The following is a 16,135-nucleotide window of genomic DNA, read 5'->3' as shown; positions in this document are numbered from 1 at the left end:
GCGGCGGTGTCGGCATGGGCGGCCCATCGGCTCCGCCACCGCCACAGGCCGCGAGGCCGACCAGCAGGGCGGATGCGGCGAGCAGGGCGTAGGGCGGGGACGGCGTGGGCGGCATGGCGCTGGCGATGATGGTTCAAAGCGCGCCATGCGCGGTAAGCAAGTATTGCCGGGTCAGCGCCTGGGCAGCGGATAGCTCGCCAGGCCCGCAAAGCCTCTTCTGGACACCGCCTGCACGCCAAAGACGACGTTGTCCTTGGACACCGGCAGCGTCACGCGGGTGGCGCGGCCAACATCCTTGAACTGCTGCCACGTGGCCGCATCGGTGTCGCGCCAGACCACGCGATAGCCGGCCACCTCGGGGTCGTCGCTGGCCTGCCACTCCAGCGTCGAGTCGTTGGTCAGCTCGCGCGCATCCAGCCTCACACCCTTGAGCGGCGCGGGCGCCCAGGCCAGCGTCGCCAGGCCGGCGAGGTTGGCGCGCGTCACGTCGGCCACGTAGGCGAAGTCGACGAACTCCGGCAGGTCGCCGTAGACGACGCCGTTCTCGGTCCGAGGGTTCTGGTGCTGGTAGGCGAAGTTCTCGAATGGCTCGCTGAAACGGACCGCCGCATAGCCGCGCTCCAGGAAGGGCAGGTGATCGCCGCCGCGCAGATAGCGGTCGCGGCGCTGGATGAGCTGCACGGTGAAACCCGGCATGGCGGCCTCGGCGGCGGCCTTGAGGTGGCGGCCCAGCTGGTGGGTGGGCAGGTCCTCGCTGCCGCCGGCTTGCAAGAGCGGCACCAGCTCGGCCTGCATCGCGGCGGTGGACCGGGCATCGGCCTCGCTGGGCGGGCGGTTGGCGCTGGCGGCGGTCAACAGGCGCACAAGAGGGTCGAGGCCGTCGGCGAACAGGCGCATGCGCCTGGGGTCGCGCTGGCCGGCGTCGCCGGTGGCGCTGCCGATGATGTCGTTGGTGATCATGGCCTCGACATTGGTGCCGGCCGCGCGCGCCTCGCGCGCCCATTGGGCAGCGCCGAGCAGGCCCTGCTCCTCGCCCGGCACGGCCATGAAGACGAGGGTGGCGTCGAACTGCCGCTTGGCCATGACACAAGCCAGCTCCATGACCGCCGCCGTGCCCGAGGCGTCGTCGTTGGCGCCGGGCGCCTCGCCGAGCGAGTCCATCACATCGCTGTTGCGCGAGTCGTAGTGGCCGCTGACGACCAGCACGCGCGACTTGCTGGCGCCGCGGCCGGGCAGCGTCGCGACGATGTTGACCAGTTCGGTCGGCTGCGGCATGCGGGCGCCTGCCGGCTCGATGAAGCTCTGGTCCTCCACCTGCAGCCGCCCGCCGGCGGCCTTGGCGCAGGCCGACAGCTCGGCGGTGATCCAGCGCCGGGCGGCCCCGATGCCGCGTGTCTCGGACGCGATGTCCGACAGCGTGTGCCGCGTGCCGAAAGCCGCCAGCCTGCGGACGCGCGCCTCGATGCGCGCGGGGCTGACCTCGGCCAGCATGGCCCTGAGCTCGTCGGCCGGGCTGGGGGTTTGAGCCTGGGCCACGGGGGCTCCCAACGCAAAGGAAAGGGCGAGGGCGAGAGCGGTCGGTTGGGCATGCATACAAAGATTCTGCCCTTGCCGCGCGGGCCGGCTTCTTCTACGCTGGCCCCTCACCAAGGAGAGTCCGATGAGCGCAGGCCTGGATTCACGAGTGAACGCCATCCGCACGGTGGCATTGGTCGGGCCGGCGGCAGCCGGCAAGACCTTGCTGCTGGACGCGCTGCTGGCCCATGCCGGCGTCATCCCTCAGGCGGGCAGCATCGAGCGCGGCAGCACGGTGAGCGACCACGACGCGCTGGAGAAGCGTCTGGGCCATTCGCTGCAGTCCAGCCTGGCCCACTTCACGCACTGCGGCATCCGCGTGCACGCCGTCGACACGCCGGGCGCGGCGGACTTTGTCGGCCACGCGCTGCCGGCGCTGGAGGCGACGGACACGGCCATCGTCGTCATCAACGCCGTCAACGGCATCGAGCTGATGGCGCAGCGCCTGCTGACCGCCGCCGGAGAACGCGGCCTGGCCCGGCTCATCGTCGTCAACAAGATCGACTGCCCCGACATCGACCTGCCCGGGCTGCTGGCCCAGATCCGCGAGGTGTTCGGCCGGGAGTGCCTGCCGCTGAACCTGCCGACCGACGGCGCCCGGCGGGTCGCCGACTGCTTCTTCGCGGCGTCTGGGGACGCCGATTTTTCGTCCGTGGCTGACGCGCACCGCGCGCTGGTGGAACAGGTCGTCGAAGTGGACGCCGCCTTTGTCGACCGCTACCTGACCGAAGGCGATATCGACCCGCGCGAGCTGCACGCGCCGCTGGAGCAGGCGCTGCGCGAAGGCCATCTGATCCCGGTGTGCTTCTGCTCGGCCAAGACGGGGGCGGGCATCGGCGAGCTGCTGATGGCCATCGAGGCGCTGATGCCCAACCCGGCCGAAGGCAACCCGCCGCCGTTTCTGGAGGGCAAGGGCATCGAGCCCACGCCCTACCCGGCCAGGCCCGACCCGGCGGGCCATGTGCTGGCCCATGTCTTCAAGATCGTGGCCGACCCCTACCTGGGCAAGATGGGCGTCATGCGCGTGCACCAGGGCCGCGTCGCCAAGGGCGGCCAGCTCTTCGTCGGTCACGCCCGCAAGCCCATCCGCGTCGCACACCTCTTCATGTTGCAGGGCGCCAGGCATGTGGACATCGACGAGGCGCTGCCGGGCGACCTCTGCGCCATTGCCAAGGTCGACGACCTGGCTTTCGACGCCGTGCTGCACGACGCCCAGGAGGACGAGCACATCTACCTCAAGCCGCTGGACTTCCCGACGCCGGTGCACGGCCTGGCCATCAGCCCGGCACGGCGCGGCGACGAGCAGAAGCTGTGGGAGGTGCTGGCGCGGCTGGTGGACGAGGACCCCTGCCTGCGCATCGAGCAGGCTGGTGAAACCCACCAGACCCTGATCTATGGCTTGGGCGAGCTGCACCTGCGCCTGCTGCTGGACCGGGTGCGCGAACTCTACAAGGGCGAGATCCTGACCGAGCCGCCGCGCATCGCCTACCGCGAGACGGTCTCGGCGCCCGCCGAGGGCCACTACCGCCACAAGAAGCAGAGCGGCGGCGCCGGCCAGTTCGGCGAGGTCTACCTGCGCGTGGAGCCACTGGCGCGCGGCGCGGGCTTCGAGTTCGTCGACGCGGTCAAGGGCGGCACCATCCCGGGCCAGTTCATGCCGGCCGTCGAGAAGGGCGTGCGCTCGGCATTGGCCAGCGGCGTCATCGCCGGCTACCCGCTGGTCGACCTGCGCGTCGTCGTCTACGACGGCAAGCACCACTCGGTGGACAGCAAGGAGATCGCCTTCGTCACCGCCGGCCGCCGCGCGCTGATCGAGGCCGTGCGCGAGGCCAAGCCGCTGGTGCTGGAGCCCATCGTGCAGGTCGAGATCACGGCGCCCGAGCACGGCATCGGCGACATCACCGGCGACCTGGCCTCACGCCGCGGTCAGGTCAATGGCACGCGCTCGGCCGTGCCGGGCAGCCTGACTGTGCAGGGCCTGGCTCCCCTGGCCGAGCTGGCCAGCTACCAGTCACGCCTGAACGCGCTCACGGCCGGCGAGGGGCGCTATACGCTGCTGCTGTCGCACTACGAAGCCGTGCCGCCCAACACACAGGCCGCCCTCGTTGGCGCCTACAAGGGAGGCGACGAAGCCGACTGACGCCCCGGCCAGCGCGCGGCGGCGTGAGGTGAACGCTCATTTATCATTGCGCCCCATGCCCAGCGCCCCCCGCGACGTCGCGCAGATCCGACTGGACAACGCGATGCGCCTGTTCGAAGAGTTCGTCAGCGCCACCGTCAAACACGCCGATGCGGCCACCCTGCGTGGCCTGGAGCGGCGCTTTGCCGAACGGCTGCAGATCCAGCCCAGCTACTGGAGCCAGATCAAGGGCCGCTCGCGCCAGATCGGCGAACGCCTGGCGCGCCAGTTCGAGCAGCTCTGCCACAAGCCGCCGGGCTGGATGGACATCGAGCACGGCAGCGCCGCAGTACCTGTCGCTACCGGCTTCGCGCCGACCATGTCGACTGAATCCTTCAATGCGGGAGGCAGCAACGAAAGCCTGCCGCAGGACGACGACGAACGCTTCATCGTCGGCCTCGTGCTGACCTACTACCGCCGCCACCCGCAGCGCGCCCGCACGCGGCTGCTGGACCTGCTTGGCGAGGTGTTGACGCCCAGCAGCGCGGCACCGCCGCCCGTGACCAAGCCCGCCGCGCCCAGCCCGCAGGCGGAGCTGGACGAATGGCGCAAGTTGCAGGCACGGATCGCGCCGCTCAAGCCCAAAAAGCGCTAGAAGCGCTTTTGGACGGAGGCATCCGTCATCGGACAGCCACGCTCCCGCACGTTAGGGGTGTTGGATAAAAACCGCTTGCGCAAGAGAAACGTTTGTTTATCATTTGCGCAAGTCGTGCCGCCCGCAGTCCTCTGGCGCCACGGCGAGGTCGCCCACCCCAAGCCCCCTGACCGCCCGGCCCGCCTGCCTCGAGCGCAGGCCCCAGGCACCCCGATCCTTTCACGCAAAGGCCGGCCCACACCGGGTCGAGCCGCTGCATCGCCGCCGCCTTCTGGCGGCCTTAACCGGAGCCCTCCATGCCCCAGTTCACCTCCCCGCGCCCGATGCAGATCAAGGCGCGCAAACCGCGCAATCCGCTCGTTGCCCCGGCCATGCAACGCCAGGCAGGCGCTCACCGTAGCGCGCACGAAGCCCATGCGCAGCGGCAGCAGGCCCGCCTCGAGCTGCGCCGCCTGCTGCGCGACAGATTCCCCGACGACAGCCCCTGACACACAAGCGCCGCGTGCCCCTCATCCATGTCATGAGGGCCGGCGCCAAGGAGACCCTCATGAGATTGATCGAGTTGCGCGGCCCCGATGCCGCCGAGACCCACCGGGCGTGGGCCCTTCGCTTCACCCGCTTGAAGCGTGCCGTGCGGGCGATCCGGCTGGTGTTTTCGCCTGCCTACCGCCGCCGCCGCGCGCGTCACCAGCAGCTGGAGTTCTACGCCGAGGCCGGGGCGCCCGAAGGGGCGCTCTACATCGACGGTCAACTGACAGCGCAGCTGGACGGCGTGCGAAGGTTGTGAACTGAAGCGCAAAACGGGGTCGCCTCCGACGAGCAGGCGGCTCCGCACAGGCCTAGCATCCGCGCATGTCTGACCGCCTGCGCCTGACTGCCCCGCTGCCCAGCCTCGACGCCTGGGTCGACGCATTCGCCCGTGCCGAGATCCCGGTGCTGACCGAGACGGCCGAGGCCCTGGAGCACATGCGGGCGACCGAGGACGATGTCGATGCCCACGGCATCGGTGAAATGATCGAGGCCGACCCCCTGATGACGCTGAAGGTGCTGGTCCACGCCGGCAAGCAGCGCCGCAGCCGCAGTGAAGGGCTCAGGGCCGACGCCGAGACGGTCACTGCGGCCTTGGTGCTGATGGGCATCACGCCCTTCTTCCGCGATTTCGGCAGGCAGCCGACGATGGAAGAGGTTCTCGCCGACAACGAGGACGCCCTGCTCGGCCTGTCACGCGTGATGCAGCGCGCCGAGCGCGCCTCGCGCTTCGCGCTGGGCTTCGCGGCCCACCGCGCCGACCCGGACGCCGCCGTCATCCACAGTGCTGCGCTGCTGCACGACTTTGCCGAGATGCTGCTGTGGGTCCACGCGCCGGAGCTGGCGCTGCAGATCGCGGCGCTGCAGGAGGCCGACCGCCACCTGCGCAGCACGGCCGCCCAGCGTCAGGTGCTGGGCATCGCGCTGGCCGACCTGGAACAGGCGCTGATGCGGCGCTGGCATCTGCCGGAACTGCTGATGCGCATCACCGCCAACAAGCACGAGCGCGACCCCCAGGTGCGCTGCGTGCAACTGGCCGTGCGCCTGGCGCGGCACACGGCCCGGGGCTGGGATGACGCCGGTGTGCCGGACGACCTGCACGACATCGCCGAGTTGCTCAACCTCAGGGAAGCCCATGCCCTCAAGCTACTTCACGAGTTCGACTGACGACGGCGGCCCAACAGGGCCACGAGCCCCAGCCCGCCCAGCAGCATGGCACCGGTCGCAGGCTCGGGCACCGGCGAGGTCGTGAAGTTGGCGTTGTTGGGCGCGAAGTCCGAGATGGCGGCCGTACCGGCAAAGGCGCCGTCGCGCGGCCACAGGTTCCAGGTGTAGTCGAACATGTTGGCGAAGCCGGTGCTGGGCAGCAGGCTACCGCTGACGGTGGCCGTGATGGTCTTGCCGCTGAGCGTGACCGAGCCCGCGGGCAAGGCGCCGACGCCGCCAATCGTGCCAGTGCCGTCGGGGCGCAGGATGATGACGCGATCAAAGCGCACGCCATTGATGCCGATGCCGGCGAAACCGGCCGTGCCGGCGCCGCGGTTCACGCCCCACACATACAGGCCGGTGGCGGTGCTGCCGATGACGCCGTCCATGGTGGCCGTCAGCGTGAAGAGGTCGGTGCCCGGCGCGTAGGTGACGCTGGCGCTCAGCACGTCGAGGTCGGTGCTGGCGCTGCTGCCGGCGAAGGTGGCGAGGAAGTCGCCCTTGGCATCGTCGATGCTGGTGAGGGCATGACCGGCCAACGGCAGCGCGAGCAGCGTGGCGGTGGACAGGGAAGCGAGAAGGCGCATGCGGAACTCCTGGGTGGGTGGAACTGGGATGGATGGCGGCCGGGACGGCCCGCCCTGCATGGACGGCTGGGGCGGAGGTCTATTCCGGCACCCCCTAGAAAGGCCTCACATCAGGCCCCTCAACCGCGCCCGACCACGCGACAGCCGCGACATGACGGTGCCGATGGGGATGGCCAGCGTCTGCGCGATCTCGGCATAGGCCAGACCGTCGAGTGCCGTCAACAGCAGCACCTCGCGCTGCTCGGCGGGCAGCACGGCCAGCGCTGCGTCGAGGTCGCGCACGACCAGGATCTGGCCCTGCGTCGCGGCCACCGGCACCTCGGGCGTGTGTTCATTGAGGTCGACGGTGTCGAGCCGGCCGCGGCGCAGGGCATCGACGTGCAGGTTGTGCATGATGCTGAACAGCCAGGTGCGCATGTCGCCCACACCGCGCCACTGGGCGGCGCGCGACCAGGCGCGCTCCAGCGTGTCCTGCACCAGGTCGTCGGCGTCCTCGCGGTTGCGGCGCAGCACCCGCGCATAGCCGCGCAGCCGCGGCAATGCGGTGAGCAGCTCCGCCGCTTCAGGATAGGCGGCAGTGGTGAAGGGAGGTTCGGCGACAGCCATGGCCGGTGAATGCCGCCGGCCGGCGCCAAGGTTCAACCGCTAGACCGGCACCGCAGTGGTGTTCTTCAGGCGCTCCAGCACGAAGCTGGTCTTGCAGTCCTGCACGCTGGGGTGCTTGAGCAGCGTGTCGCTGATGAAGCGGGCGTAGTGCTGCATGTCCTGCACCAGCACGCGCAGCAGGTAGTCCATCTCGCCCGTCAGCGCCGCGCATTCGACAACCTCGGGCCAGGTCTGAACGGCGGCGCGGAACAGGTCGCGCGGGTTGCGCAGGGGGTTGTCGGTCTGCTTTTCCAGGCGCACGTTCAGGTAGGCCGTCAGGCCCAGGCCGACGCGCTCGGGCGGCACCAGCGCGACATAGGACCCAATCACGCCCGCCTCCTCCAGCCGGCGCACGCGGCGCAACACCGCGGACGACGACAGGCCTGCCTCGGCAGCCAGCGCGTCATAGGTCAGGCGACCATCGGCCTGCAGCGCGCGCAGGATGCGGCGGTCGATGGCATCAAGTTCGAGAGCAGCGTCCATGCCACTAATTTTGCAGGATTCCTGCGCATATGCCGCAATTGGCGCCCGTGATTGCATGAAACCTGCGCCTGCCGCGCCGCAGAATTTCTGGCTTCACCGCATACGACGCGAGGCAGCCATGGCCAAGTTCACCCCCTGGGACAACCCGATGGGGACCGACGGTTTCGAGTTCATCGAGTTCGCCGCACCCGACCCCGCCGGCCTCGGCGCCCTGTTCCTGACCATGGGCTTCCAGGCCGTGGCCAAGCACCGCCACAAGAACGTGACGCTGTATCGCCAGGGCGGCGTCAACTTCATCATCAATGCGGAGAGCGACTCGTTCGCGCAGCGCTTCGCGCGCCTGCACGGCCCGTCGATCTGCGCCATCGCCCTGCGCGTGCAGGACGCCGGTCACGCCTACCAGCGCGCGCTGGAACTGGGCGCCTGGGGCTTCGACAACAAGGCCGGGCCGATGGAGCTGAACATCCCGGCCATCAAGGGCATCGGCGATTCGCTGATCTACTTTGTCGACCGCTGGCAGGGCAAGGGCGGCGCTGCGGCCGGCGCCATCGGCAACATCAGCATCTACGACGTCGACTTCGTGCCCGTGCTGGACGCGCAGGGCCAGCCGGTCGACCCCAACCCGGTCGGCCACGGCCTGACCGAGATCGACCACCTGACGCACAACGTCTTCCGCGGCCGCATGAAGGAATGGTCGGAGTTCTACGAGCGCTTCTTCAACTTCCGCGAGGTGCGCTACTTCGACATCGAGGGCAAGCTGACCGGCCTGAAAAGCAAGGCCATGACCAGCCCCTGCGGCAAGATCCGCATCCCCATCAACGAGAGCAGCGACGACAAGAGCCAGATCGCCGAGTACCTGGACCTGTACCACGGCGAGGGCATCCAGCACGTGGCGCTGGGTACGACGGACATCTACAAATCGGTCGAGGGCATGAAGGCCACCGGCGTCCACTTCCAGGACACCATCGAGACCTACTTCGACCTGATCGACAAGCGCCTGCCCGGCCACGGCGAGAACGTCGACGAGTTGCGCCGCCTGCGCATCCTCATCGACGGCGCGACCCACCTGGGCGTGGACAACGAGCTGCTGCTGCAGATCTTCACCAAGGAAGTGATCGGCCCGATCTTCTTCGAGCTGATCCAGCGCAAGGGCAACGAGGGCTTCGGCGAAGGCAACTTCAAGGCCCTGTTCGAGAGCATCGAGCTGGACCAGATCCGCCGCGGCGTTCTGAAGGACGAGCCCGCGAAGGCTGTCTAGCTGCCCGAGGCCTGCAAGGCCTCCTGAAGGCAGGCCCAGGCCTCGGGCGAATGCACGAGGCCCATATGCCCCACGCCGTCCAGCCGGTGCGCGCGCGCGCCCGGCAGGATGGCCGTCTCGGCCGGGTTGACGATCTGGTCACAGGGCGTCCAGAAGCAGTCGACGTCGGTCAGCAGCGACAGCTCGGTCACCCAAGGGCTGCCGAGGCGCATCTGCCGGGCGTTGTGCCCCTGCCCGAACCGCGCCATGCGCGTGCCGCCGTGTGGCGACCCCAATGTGATGACGCGCGGCGGCCTCGCGTGGCCGGCACCGAACCTGCGCCACCAGGCCCGCAGCGCCAGGCCGCCCATGCTGTGCGCGACCAGTACCGGCGGGCGGCCGGTCGCGGCCTCCAGCCGGCGCACGCCGGCCTCGATCTCGTCGGCGTAGTCGTCGATGCTGCCGAAGGCCGGCTCCAGCGTCGGCGCGACGAAGGCGACGCCCTGGGCGCGCAGGCGCCTCATCCAGCCGTTCCAGCGCGCGCGGTTGCAGCCGAAGCCATGCACCAGCAGCACGCCGGTCCGGGCGCTCGGGGCCGATTCAGGCAGGTGATCAGGCTCGGCCCATTCGCGCCAGGGCTGGCGCCAGGAGAAGGCCAGCTCGCTGGCCACCACCTCGCGGGCCCAGGCGCGCAGCAACTGCGCCCAGGTCGGCGCCGGCCGGTTGACCCAGCGCAACTGCACGAAGCCCAGCGCCAGCACGGCGGCATGCAGGCTCAAGGTCAGCACGCCCCAGATCCAGCCGACTTGCCAACCCACGCCCAGCGCCACGGCCAGGCGCACGATGACCCAGATCCGCTGAAGCCTCCCATTCATCGGCCCAGTCTAAGCGGGCAAAATCCCCGTCGCCCCATGGATGAACTGAGCGCCGATTCCCTGCTGAAAGAGCTGCGTGCCGTCGACGCCGAACGCGCCCGGCGCGCGGCCGACCCGGCGCTCGCGGCGCGCGTGCAGGCGCTCAAGGCCTGGCAGCAGCGCCGCTTTGCCACCACCTATGCCGACCTGCTGGCCCACCCTCGCTACGAGGCCGCAACGCGCTTCTTCCTGCAGGAGCTCTACGGTCCCGGCGACTATCGCCAACGCGATGCGCAGTTCGCCCGCGTCGTGCCGACGCTGACCCGCCTGTTCCCGGCCGAGGTGGTCGACACCGTCGCCAAGCTGGCGCGACTGCATGCGCTGTCCGAGCACCTCGACACGCGCATGGCCGACCACCTGCTGGCGCCGGACATCACGCCCGCCGACTACGCCATCGCCTGGCGTGCCTGCGGCGAGCCCGCGTCGCGCCAGCAGCAGATCGACCTGACCATGGCCGTCGGCGAATCGCTGGACCGGCTGACGCGCAAGCCGCTGCTGCGCCAGACGCTCAAGCTGATGCGCGGCCCTGCGCAGATGGCAGGGCTGGGAGCGCTGCAGCACTTCCTGGAGACCGGCTTCGACACCTTCCGGGCGATGCGCGGCGCGACCGAGTTCCTGGCCACCGTCAGGCAGCGCGAGGAGGCGCTGGCGCGCGACTTGTTCGGCGCTTAGGCGCGCTGTCACTGCGGCGACGTAGGGCAACCCCCCTAGCCGTGTAACACGACCGAATCCAAGATCAGCGATCTTCTCGCCCGAGGCCCGCTGATGACCGCCGCCGTTGCCGCCTTTGATGAAGCGCCCGTCCTGACCGCCAGCCACAAACCCTGGCTGGCCAGCTATCCGGCCGGCGTGCCGGCGCAGATCGACACCAACCTCTACGGCTCCCTCGTCGACCTGCTGAACGAAGCCTTCCGCAAGCATGCCCAGCGTGACGCGGCCGTCTGCATGGGCCAGCGCATGCGCTTCTCGGAGCTGGATCAGCTGTCCACGCAGCTCGGCGCCTGGCTGCAGGCCCAGGGGCTCAAGCCCGGCGACCGCGTCGCCATCATGATGCCCAACCTGTTGCAATACGGCGTGGCCATCGCGGCCATCCTGCGCGCGGGCTTCGTCGTCGTGAACGTCAACCCGCTGTACACGCCGCGCGAGCTGGAGCACCAGCTCAAGGACTCGGGCGCGCGGGCCATCGTCGTGCTGGAGAACTTCGCGCACACGCTGGCCGAGGTCATCGACGCGACCGATGTCAAGCACGTCGTGCTGGCATCCATGGGCGATCTGCTGAACTGGTGGAAGGGGCCGCTGATCAATTTTGCGGTGCGCCATCTGAAGAAGATGGTGCCGGAGTTCCGCCTGCAGCTGACCTCCGGGAGCGGCGAAGGCCGCACCGTCGTGCGCTTCAACGAGGCCCTGGCCCATGGCGAGCGCATGCCCCTGAAGAAGCCCGAACTCGGGCCCGACGACGTCGCCTTCCTGCAGTACACCGGCGGCACCACCGGCCTGTCCAAGGGCGCCACGCTGCTGCACCGCAACATCGTCGCCAACATCCTGCAGGTCGAGGCCTGGTTCCAGCCCATGCTGGCCAAGCTGCCTGGATTCACCAATGGCGACAAGCAGTTCACCAATGTCTGTGCGCTGCCGCTGTATCACATCTTCGCGCTCACCGCCTGCTTCATGCTCGGCGCGCGCATGGGCCACCTCAACATCCTGGTGCCCAACCCGCGCGACATTCCCGGCTTCATCGAGACGCTGCGCGGCCACAAGATCCACATCTTCCCGGCCGTCAACACGCTGTTCAACGCACTCGCCAACGACGCCGGCTTCTCGCGGCTGGACTTCTCCGAGCTGGTCATCTGCAATGGCGGCGGCATGGCCGTGCAGCAGGCGACGGCGGAGAAGTGGCTGAAGGTCACCGGCTGTCCGGTCGTCGAGGGCTATGGCCTGTCCGAGACCGCACCCGCCGCCACCATCAACCCGCTGGACCAGCGTGCCTTCAACGGCAGCATCGGCCTGCCGATCTCATCGACCGAGATCGCCATCCGCGACGACGACGGACATGACGTCGCCATCGGCGAGCGCGGCGAGATCTGCATCCGCGGCCCGCAGGTCATGGCGGGCTACTGGAAGCGCCCCGACGAGACCGACAACGTCATGTATGCCGACGGCTTCTTCAAGAGCGGCGACATCGGCATCATGGACGAGCGCGGCTATGTGCGCATCGTCGACCGCAAGAAGGACATGATCCTGGTCAGCGGCTTCAATGTGTACCCGACCGAGATCGAGCAGGTCGTCAACCTGCACCCCGGCGTGCTGGAGTGCGCCGCCGTCGGCGTGCCGGACGCCAAGTCCGGCGAGGCGGTCAAGCTCTTCGTCGTCAAGAGCGACCCGGCCCTGGCCGAGGAAGACCTGGCCAGCTATTGCGCCCAGCAGATGACGGCCTACAAGCGGCCCAAGTTCATCGAGTTCCGCGACGAGCTGCCCAAGAGCAACGTCGGCAAGATCCTGCGGCGCGAACTGCGCACGGCGACCGCCTGAGCCGGCCGCCTGCGCGGGGGCGTCAGAACGGGTTCTGCGTGGCGCGCCTGACGAACAGTTCGCCGATGCGCTGCTGCGCGTTGGGGCCCAGCAAGGTGTCGCCCGCCCACAACCACTGATTCGGGCTGGCATCGGGCACCAAAGTCGACGTGGTGCAGTCCTGCGGCGCGATGTCGCTGCGGCAGGCGGACTGGGTCACATTGACGTAGCCAAAGGCGCCCGGGAAGCGTGCGATCTGCTGGATGGTCTCGTCCGCCAGCACCAGTCCGATGAGGCGGCCATCGTTGATCACGTTCAGGCGCAGGGCCGTGTTGAAGGCCTCGCTCATGTCGTTCAGAAAGATCGCGCGGTCGATGTCGGTCTGCTGCTCCCGCTCCTTCCGACCGAAGGGCGTCAGGCCGACGTCGAAGATGGTGCTGACCACCACGCGGCCGTCGGCCCGAGCGATGCGGTTGACCTGGTCCGCCAGCAGCTTGCCGCGTGCCTTGGCCTCGTTGATCAGCGAGTCGCGGCTCTGTGCCGGGAACTGGCGGTACAGCTCGACGATGTCGTTGACGCCGACCATGATGCCGACGATGTCCTTCGGGCCGAAACGGTCGTTGGACAGGTGCTGGTCGATCTTGTCACGCACGTCGGCCACCTTGTTGCCAGCCGCCGCGTACATGATGCCCTGCGGCAGCGCAACGAAGTCGGAGTTGCACTGCGGGTAGACAAAGCCGAAGGCGGTGCTGGCCAGGAACTGGCTCCAGATCGGGCTGGTGCGGCAGTCGACCTGCTGGGTATCGGCGTTCACGCCGTTGATCGTGTACTTCTTGCCGCTGGCGAGGATGACGCCGCTCTCGTCGCCAAAAGCGATGGCGCGCTTCGGCGCGAAGGGGTCGATCTGCGATGTGCCGCCTCCGCCGCAACCGGCGATCAGTGCGGCCGCCGCTACCGTGGCCAGGGCCAGGCCGCTTTTCAATTTCCGGGACACAACACGTTGCATGACGATCAACTCAGGACAGGAAAACTCAATCGGTGAAGGCGGCGGCGGCCCGGCTGAGCCGGTCTCGCACGCCATCCCAGGCAGGGTCGCCGGGTGGAGCCTCGACCCAGATCTCACGGGCGCCGGCCGCGTCCAGGGCCCGCAGCACCGCAAACAACTCGTGGGCCGCCGCCGCCGGGTCACCCGGCTGCGGCTGCCAACGCCAGGCCGGCAACTGGGCGCGTGAATATACCGCCACCCCCTCAAGCCCCCCGCTGGCGGCCAACGTCGCCAGACGTAAAGCCAGCGCCTCAGATGCAAGCAGGCGCAGGTGGGCGCTCGGCGCATAGTGCGCGGCCAGTGTGCCCGAGGCCTTGGGCGCCGCGGCATCGGGCTCGGCCAGCGGCTCACCGAGCGCGGCCTCGATGGCGGCGCGGCTGATCAGCCCGGGGCGCAGCAGCGCAGGGCCATGACTGTCACTTCGGCTGCAGTCAACGATGCTGGACTCGATGCCCACTTCGCAGGCGCCACCGTCCAGCACCATCAGTTCCGGTCCGAATTCCTCGACGACATGCCGGGCCAGCGTCGGGCTGACGCGGCCAAACCGGTGGGCGCTGGGCGCGGCCACGCGGTTGACGCCCAGCTCCCGCGCGGCGGCCAGCACCGCGCGCGCGACCGGGTGGGCAGGCGAGCGCAGTGCCACCGTGGCCTGCCCGCCCGCGGCGGCATCGGCAACGCCCGCCTTGCGCGGCACGATGACCGTCAGCGGCCCGGGCCAGAAGGCGTCCATCAACCGGCGCGCGGTGGCGGGCAGGTGGCCGGCAAATGGCTCCGCGCCGCGGGCATCCAGCACATGGACGATCAGCGGGTGGTCGCTCGGTCGACCCTTGGCGGCAAAGATCTTGGCCACCGCCTCATCGCCGTCGGCCCGCGCGGCCAAGCCGTAGACCGTCTCCGTGGGCAGGCCCAGCAATTCGCCATCGGCCAGGCGGCGCGCGGCGGCCCGCACGGCTTCTGGATCGTGACCGGGCAACAGCATCAGAAGTCGGCGGGCAGGCCCAGCATGGCGGCGGCCTGCAGGGCCACGTCGTGGGCTGCGGCCGGCGTCTCGGCCGTGATGTTCAGGTGGCCCATCTTGCGGCCATGGCGCGCCTCGGCCTTGCCGTAGAGATGCAGATGGGTGCCCGGCAGCGCCAGCACGCGGTTCCAGGGCGGCGGGGTCGGGCCCCCGGCCCCTGTGAACCACAGGTCGCCCAGCAGGTTCAGCATCACGCTGGCCGAATGCTGGCGCGGCATCGTCAGCGGCAGGCCGGCCAGCGCCCTCACCTGCAGCTCGAACTGCGACACATCCGCGCCGTTCATCGTCCAGTGGCCGGAGTTGTGCGGCCGCGGCGCCATTTCGTTGACGACCAGGCGGCCATCGTCCAGCCAGAAGAATTCGATGCACAGCACGCCGACATAGCCCAGCGCCTGGGCCACCTGACGGGCAGCGGCGACGGCCAGCTTCTCCACCTCGGCCGGGATGTCCGGCGCCGGCACCTCGGTGACGGCCAGGATGCCGCTGCGGTGCAGGTTCTGCTGCGCGGGGTAGTTGACGAGCTGCCCGTCCGCACCGCGCGCGACGATGACGCTCAGCTCGCGTTGAAGCGGCAGCAGTTGTTCCAGCACGCAGGGCACGCGTTTGAGGTCGTTCCAGGCCTGCGCCAACTCCGCAGCCGTCGAAACCCGCACCTGACCCTTGCCGTCGTAGCCCATGCGGCTGGTCTTGAGGATGCCGGGCAGCAGGGCCGGGTCGACGGCGGCAAGTTCGATCTCGTTGGTGATGACGGCATGCGGCGCGCAAGGCACGCCGGCCGCCTCGAAATGCGCCTTCTCGACGGCGCGATCCTGGCAGACCGCGACGGCAGCGGCCGCGGGCGCGACGACGCGCATGCCCGCCAGCGTCTCCAGCGCCAGCGCCGGCACGTTCTCGAACTCGGTCGTGATGGCGTCGCAGTCGCGCGCCAGCTGGGCCAGGCCGAAGGAGTCCAGATAGTCGGCCTTGACATGCTTGTCCGCCACAGCGCCGGCCGGGCTGATCGCATCCGGGTCCAGCACGACGCAGCGGTAGCCCAAAGCCTGGGCCGCCTGGACGAACATGCGGCCCAGCTGGCCGCCGCCGAGCACTCCGAGCGTTGCCGCGCCGGGCATCAGCGCGCTCAACGCAGCTCCTGGCTCATCGCGCGGGCGACTTCCGTCTGCTTCGCGCGGTAGGCATTCAGCGTGTCCAGCAGCGCCGCGTCACCGGTCGCCAGCATGGCCACCGCAAACAGCGCCGCATTCGCTGCACCCGCGTTGCCGATGGCGAAGGTCGCGACCGGGATGCCCTTGGGCATCTGCACGATCGAGTGCAGGGAATCGACGCCTTGCAGATGTCGGCTCGCCACCGGCACACCCAGCACCGGCACCGTCGTCTTGGCGGCCAGCATGCCCGGCAGGTGGGCCGCGCCGCCAGCGCCGGCGATGATGGCCTTGAGCCCGCGGGCAGCGGCGCTTTCCGCGTAAGCAAACATGTCGTCGGGCATGCGGTGGGCCGACACGACCCTGGCCTCGAAGCCGACGCCGAACTCGGTCAGAATCTCGGCCGCTAGTCTCATTGTTTCCCAGTCGCTGCTGGAGCCCATGACGATGCCGATGACGGCATCCGGGTTCAA

The 16,135-nt window shown here is 69.4% G+C and carries 17 protein-coding genes; 8 read left to right on the top strand and 9 right to left on the bottom strand.

Annotated features, from left to right (window positions below; all coding sequences use genetic code 11):
• Nucleotides 1-171 precede the first annotated feature (171 nt).
• The gene (locus ACT6S0_RS12850; RefSeq protein ID WP_444764218.1) at nucleotides 172-1,593 is read right to left on the bottom strand and encodes a M28 family metallopeptidase; all 1,422 of its coding nucleotides are present in this window, start codon (nucleotides 1,591-1,593) and stop codon (nucleotides 172-174) included.
• A 67-nt stretch (nucleotides 1,594-1,660) separates the two neighbouring features.
• Here ACT6S0_RS12850 and fusA point away from each other — a divergent pair, with 67 nt between their 5' ends.
• From fusA to ACT6S0_RS12825, 5 genes are all read left to right on the top strand, one after another.
• On the top strand, nucleotides 1,661-3,715 hold the full coding sequence (fusA, locus tag ACT6S0_RS12845; RefSeq protein WP_444764217.1) for an elongation factor G: 2,055 nt from the start codon (nucleotides 1,661-1,663) through the stop codon (nucleotides 3,713-3,715).
• A 55-nt stretch (nucleotides 3,716-3,770) separates the two neighbouring features.
• Complete coding sequence (locus tag ACT6S0_RS12840) at nucleotides 3,771-4,349, top strand: hypothetical protein (protein ID WP_444764216.1); 579 nt, start codon at nucleotides 3,771-3,773, stop codon at nucleotides 4,347-4,349.
• Between the two features lie 296 nt (nucleotides 4,350-4,645).
• The gene (locus tag ACT6S0_RS12835) at nucleotides 4,646-4,837 is read left to right on the top strand and encodes a hypothetical protein (RefSeq protein WP_156391652.1); all 192 of its coding nucleotides are present in this window, start codon (nucleotides 4,646-4,648) and stop codon (nucleotides 4,835-4,837) included.
• A 59-nt stretch (nucleotides 4,838-4,896) separates the two neighbouring features.
• A complete protein-coding gene (locus ACT6S0_RS12830; RefSeq protein WP_444764215.1) occupies nucleotides 4,897-5,136 on the top strand; it encodes a hypothetical protein in 240 nt (79 codons plus the stop codon).
• 65 nt (nucleotides 5,137-5,201) lie between these two features.
• Nucleotides 5,202-6,044 (top strand): HDOD domain-containing protein, encoded by an 843-nt coding sequence (locus tag ACT6S0_RS12825; RefSeq protein ID WP_444764214.1) that lies wholly within the window; start codon nucleotides 5,202-5,204, stop codon nucleotides 6,042-6,044.
• Here the strand turns inward: ACT6S0_RS12825 and ACT6S0_RS12820 are convergent.
• From ACT6S0_RS12820 to ACT6S0_RS12810, 3 genes are all read right to left on the bottom strand, one after another.
• On the bottom strand, nucleotides 6,029-6,670 hold the full coding sequence (locus ACT6S0_RS12820) for a PEP-CTERM sorting domain-containing protein (protein ID WP_444764213.1): 642 nt from the start codon (nucleotides 6,668-6,670) through the stop codon (nucleotides 6,029-6,031). The genes ACT6S0_RS12825 and ACT6S0_RS12820 overlap by 16 nt on opposite strands.
• 105 nt (nucleotides 6,671-6,775) lie before the next feature.
• The gene (locus ACT6S0_RS12815) at nucleotides 6,776-7,276 is read right to left on the bottom strand and encodes an RNA polymerase sigma factor (RefSeq protein ID WP_444764212.1); all 501 of its coding nucleotides are present in this window, start codon (nucleotides 7,274-7,276) and stop codon (nucleotides 6,776-6,778) included.
• 39 nt (nucleotides 7,277-7,315) lie between these two features.
• Entirely contained in the window at nucleotides 7,316-7,798 is a 483-nt protein-coding gene (locus tag ACT6S0_RS12810; RefSeq protein ID WP_444764211.1) for an Lrp/AsnC family transcriptional regulator, read from the bottom strand.
• A gap of 118 nt (nucleotides 7,799-7,916) precedes the next feature.
• Between ACT6S0_RS12810 and hppD the strand changes: the two genes are divergently transcribed.
• Nucleotides 7,917-9,056 (top strand): 4-hydroxyphenylpyruvate dioxygenase, encoded by a 1,140-nt coding sequence (hppD, locus tag ACT6S0_RS12805; protein ID WP_444764210.1) that lies wholly within the window; start codon nucleotides 7,917-7,919, stop codon nucleotides 9,054-9,056.
• On the opposite strand, the gene ACT6S0_RS12800 is transcribed toward hppD, so the two are convergent.
• The gene (locus ACT6S0_RS12800; RefSeq protein ID WP_444764209.1) at nucleotides 9,053-9,910 is read right to left on the bottom strand and encodes an esterase/lipase family protein; all 858 of its coding nucleotides are present in this window, start codon (nucleotides 9,908-9,910) and stop codon (nucleotides 9,053-9,055) included. The genes hppD and ACT6S0_RS12800 overlap by 4 nt on opposite strands.
• Before the next feature lie 36 nt (nucleotides 9,911-9,946).
• On the opposite strand from ACT6S0_RS12800, the gene ACT6S0_RS12795 reads away from it, so the two are divergent.
• Both ACT6S0_RS12795 and ACT6S0_RS12790 read left to right on the top strand, forming a co-directional pair.
• Entirely contained in the window at nucleotides 9,947-10,621 is a 675-nt protein-coding gene (locus tag ACT6S0_RS12795; RefSeq protein WP_444764208.1) for an FFLEELY motif protein, read from the top strand.
• Nucleotides 10,622-10,714: 93 nt separating this feature from the next.
• Nucleotides 10,715-12,478 carry a long-chain-fatty-acid--CoA ligase gene (locus ACT6S0_RS12790; RefSeq protein WP_444764207.1) on the top strand — a complete coding sequence of 588 codons (1,764 nt, stop codon included), beginning with the start codon at nucleotides 10,715-10,717 and terminating at the stop codon, nucleotides 12,476-12,478.
• A gap of 22 nt (nucleotides 12,479-12,500) precedes the next feature.
• On the opposite strand, the gene ACT6S0_RS12785 is transcribed toward ACT6S0_RS12790, so the two are convergent.
• Genes ACT6S0_RS12785 through purE form a run of 4 tightly spaced genes read right to left on the bottom strand, consistent with a single transcriptional unit; the run spans nucleotide 12,501 to nucleotide 16,105 of the window.
• The gene (locus ACT6S0_RS12785; protein WP_444764206.1) at nucleotides 12,501-13,463 is read right to left on the bottom strand and encodes an SGNH/GDSL hydrolase family protein; all 963 of its coding nucleotides are present in this window, start codon (nucleotides 13,461-13,463) and stop codon (nucleotides 12,501-12,503) included.
• A 25-nt stretch (nucleotides 13,464-13,488) separates the two neighbouring features.
• Nucleotides 13,489-14,481, bottom strand: coding sequence for an L-threonylcarbamoyladenylate synthase (locus ACT6S0_RS12780; protein WP_444764205.1), 993 nt, complete (start codon nucleotides 14,479-14,481; stop codon nucleotides 13,489-13,491).
• Entirely contained in the window at nucleotides 14,481-15,632 is a 1,152-nt protein-coding gene (locus ACT6S0_RS12775) for a 5-(carboxyamino)imidazole ribonucleotide synthase (RefSeq protein ID WP_444764220.1), read from the bottom strand. The genes ACT6S0_RS12780 and ACT6S0_RS12775 overlap by 1 nt, the downstream gene beginning before the upstream one ends.
• Nucleotides 15,633-15,640: 8 nt before the next feature.
• Nucleotides 15,641-16,105: a 5-(carboxyamino)imidazole ribonucleotide mutase gene (gene purE / locus ACT6S0_RS12770; protein WP_444764219.1), complete on the bottom strand. Its 465-nt coding sequence runs from the start codon at nucleotides 16,103-16,105 to the stop codon at nucleotides 15,641-15,643.
• Between the last annotated feature and the right edge of the window lie 30 nt (nucleotides 16,106-16,135).

This window comes from Roseateles sp. (genome assembly GCF_052436255.1).
Taxonomy (GTDB): Bacteria; Pseudomonadota; Gammaproteobacteria; order Burkholderiales; family Burkholderiaceae_C; genus Pelomonas.
Note: the sequence above shows the minus strand (reverse complement) of the source record. Positions and strands in the feature narration are given on the sequence as shown.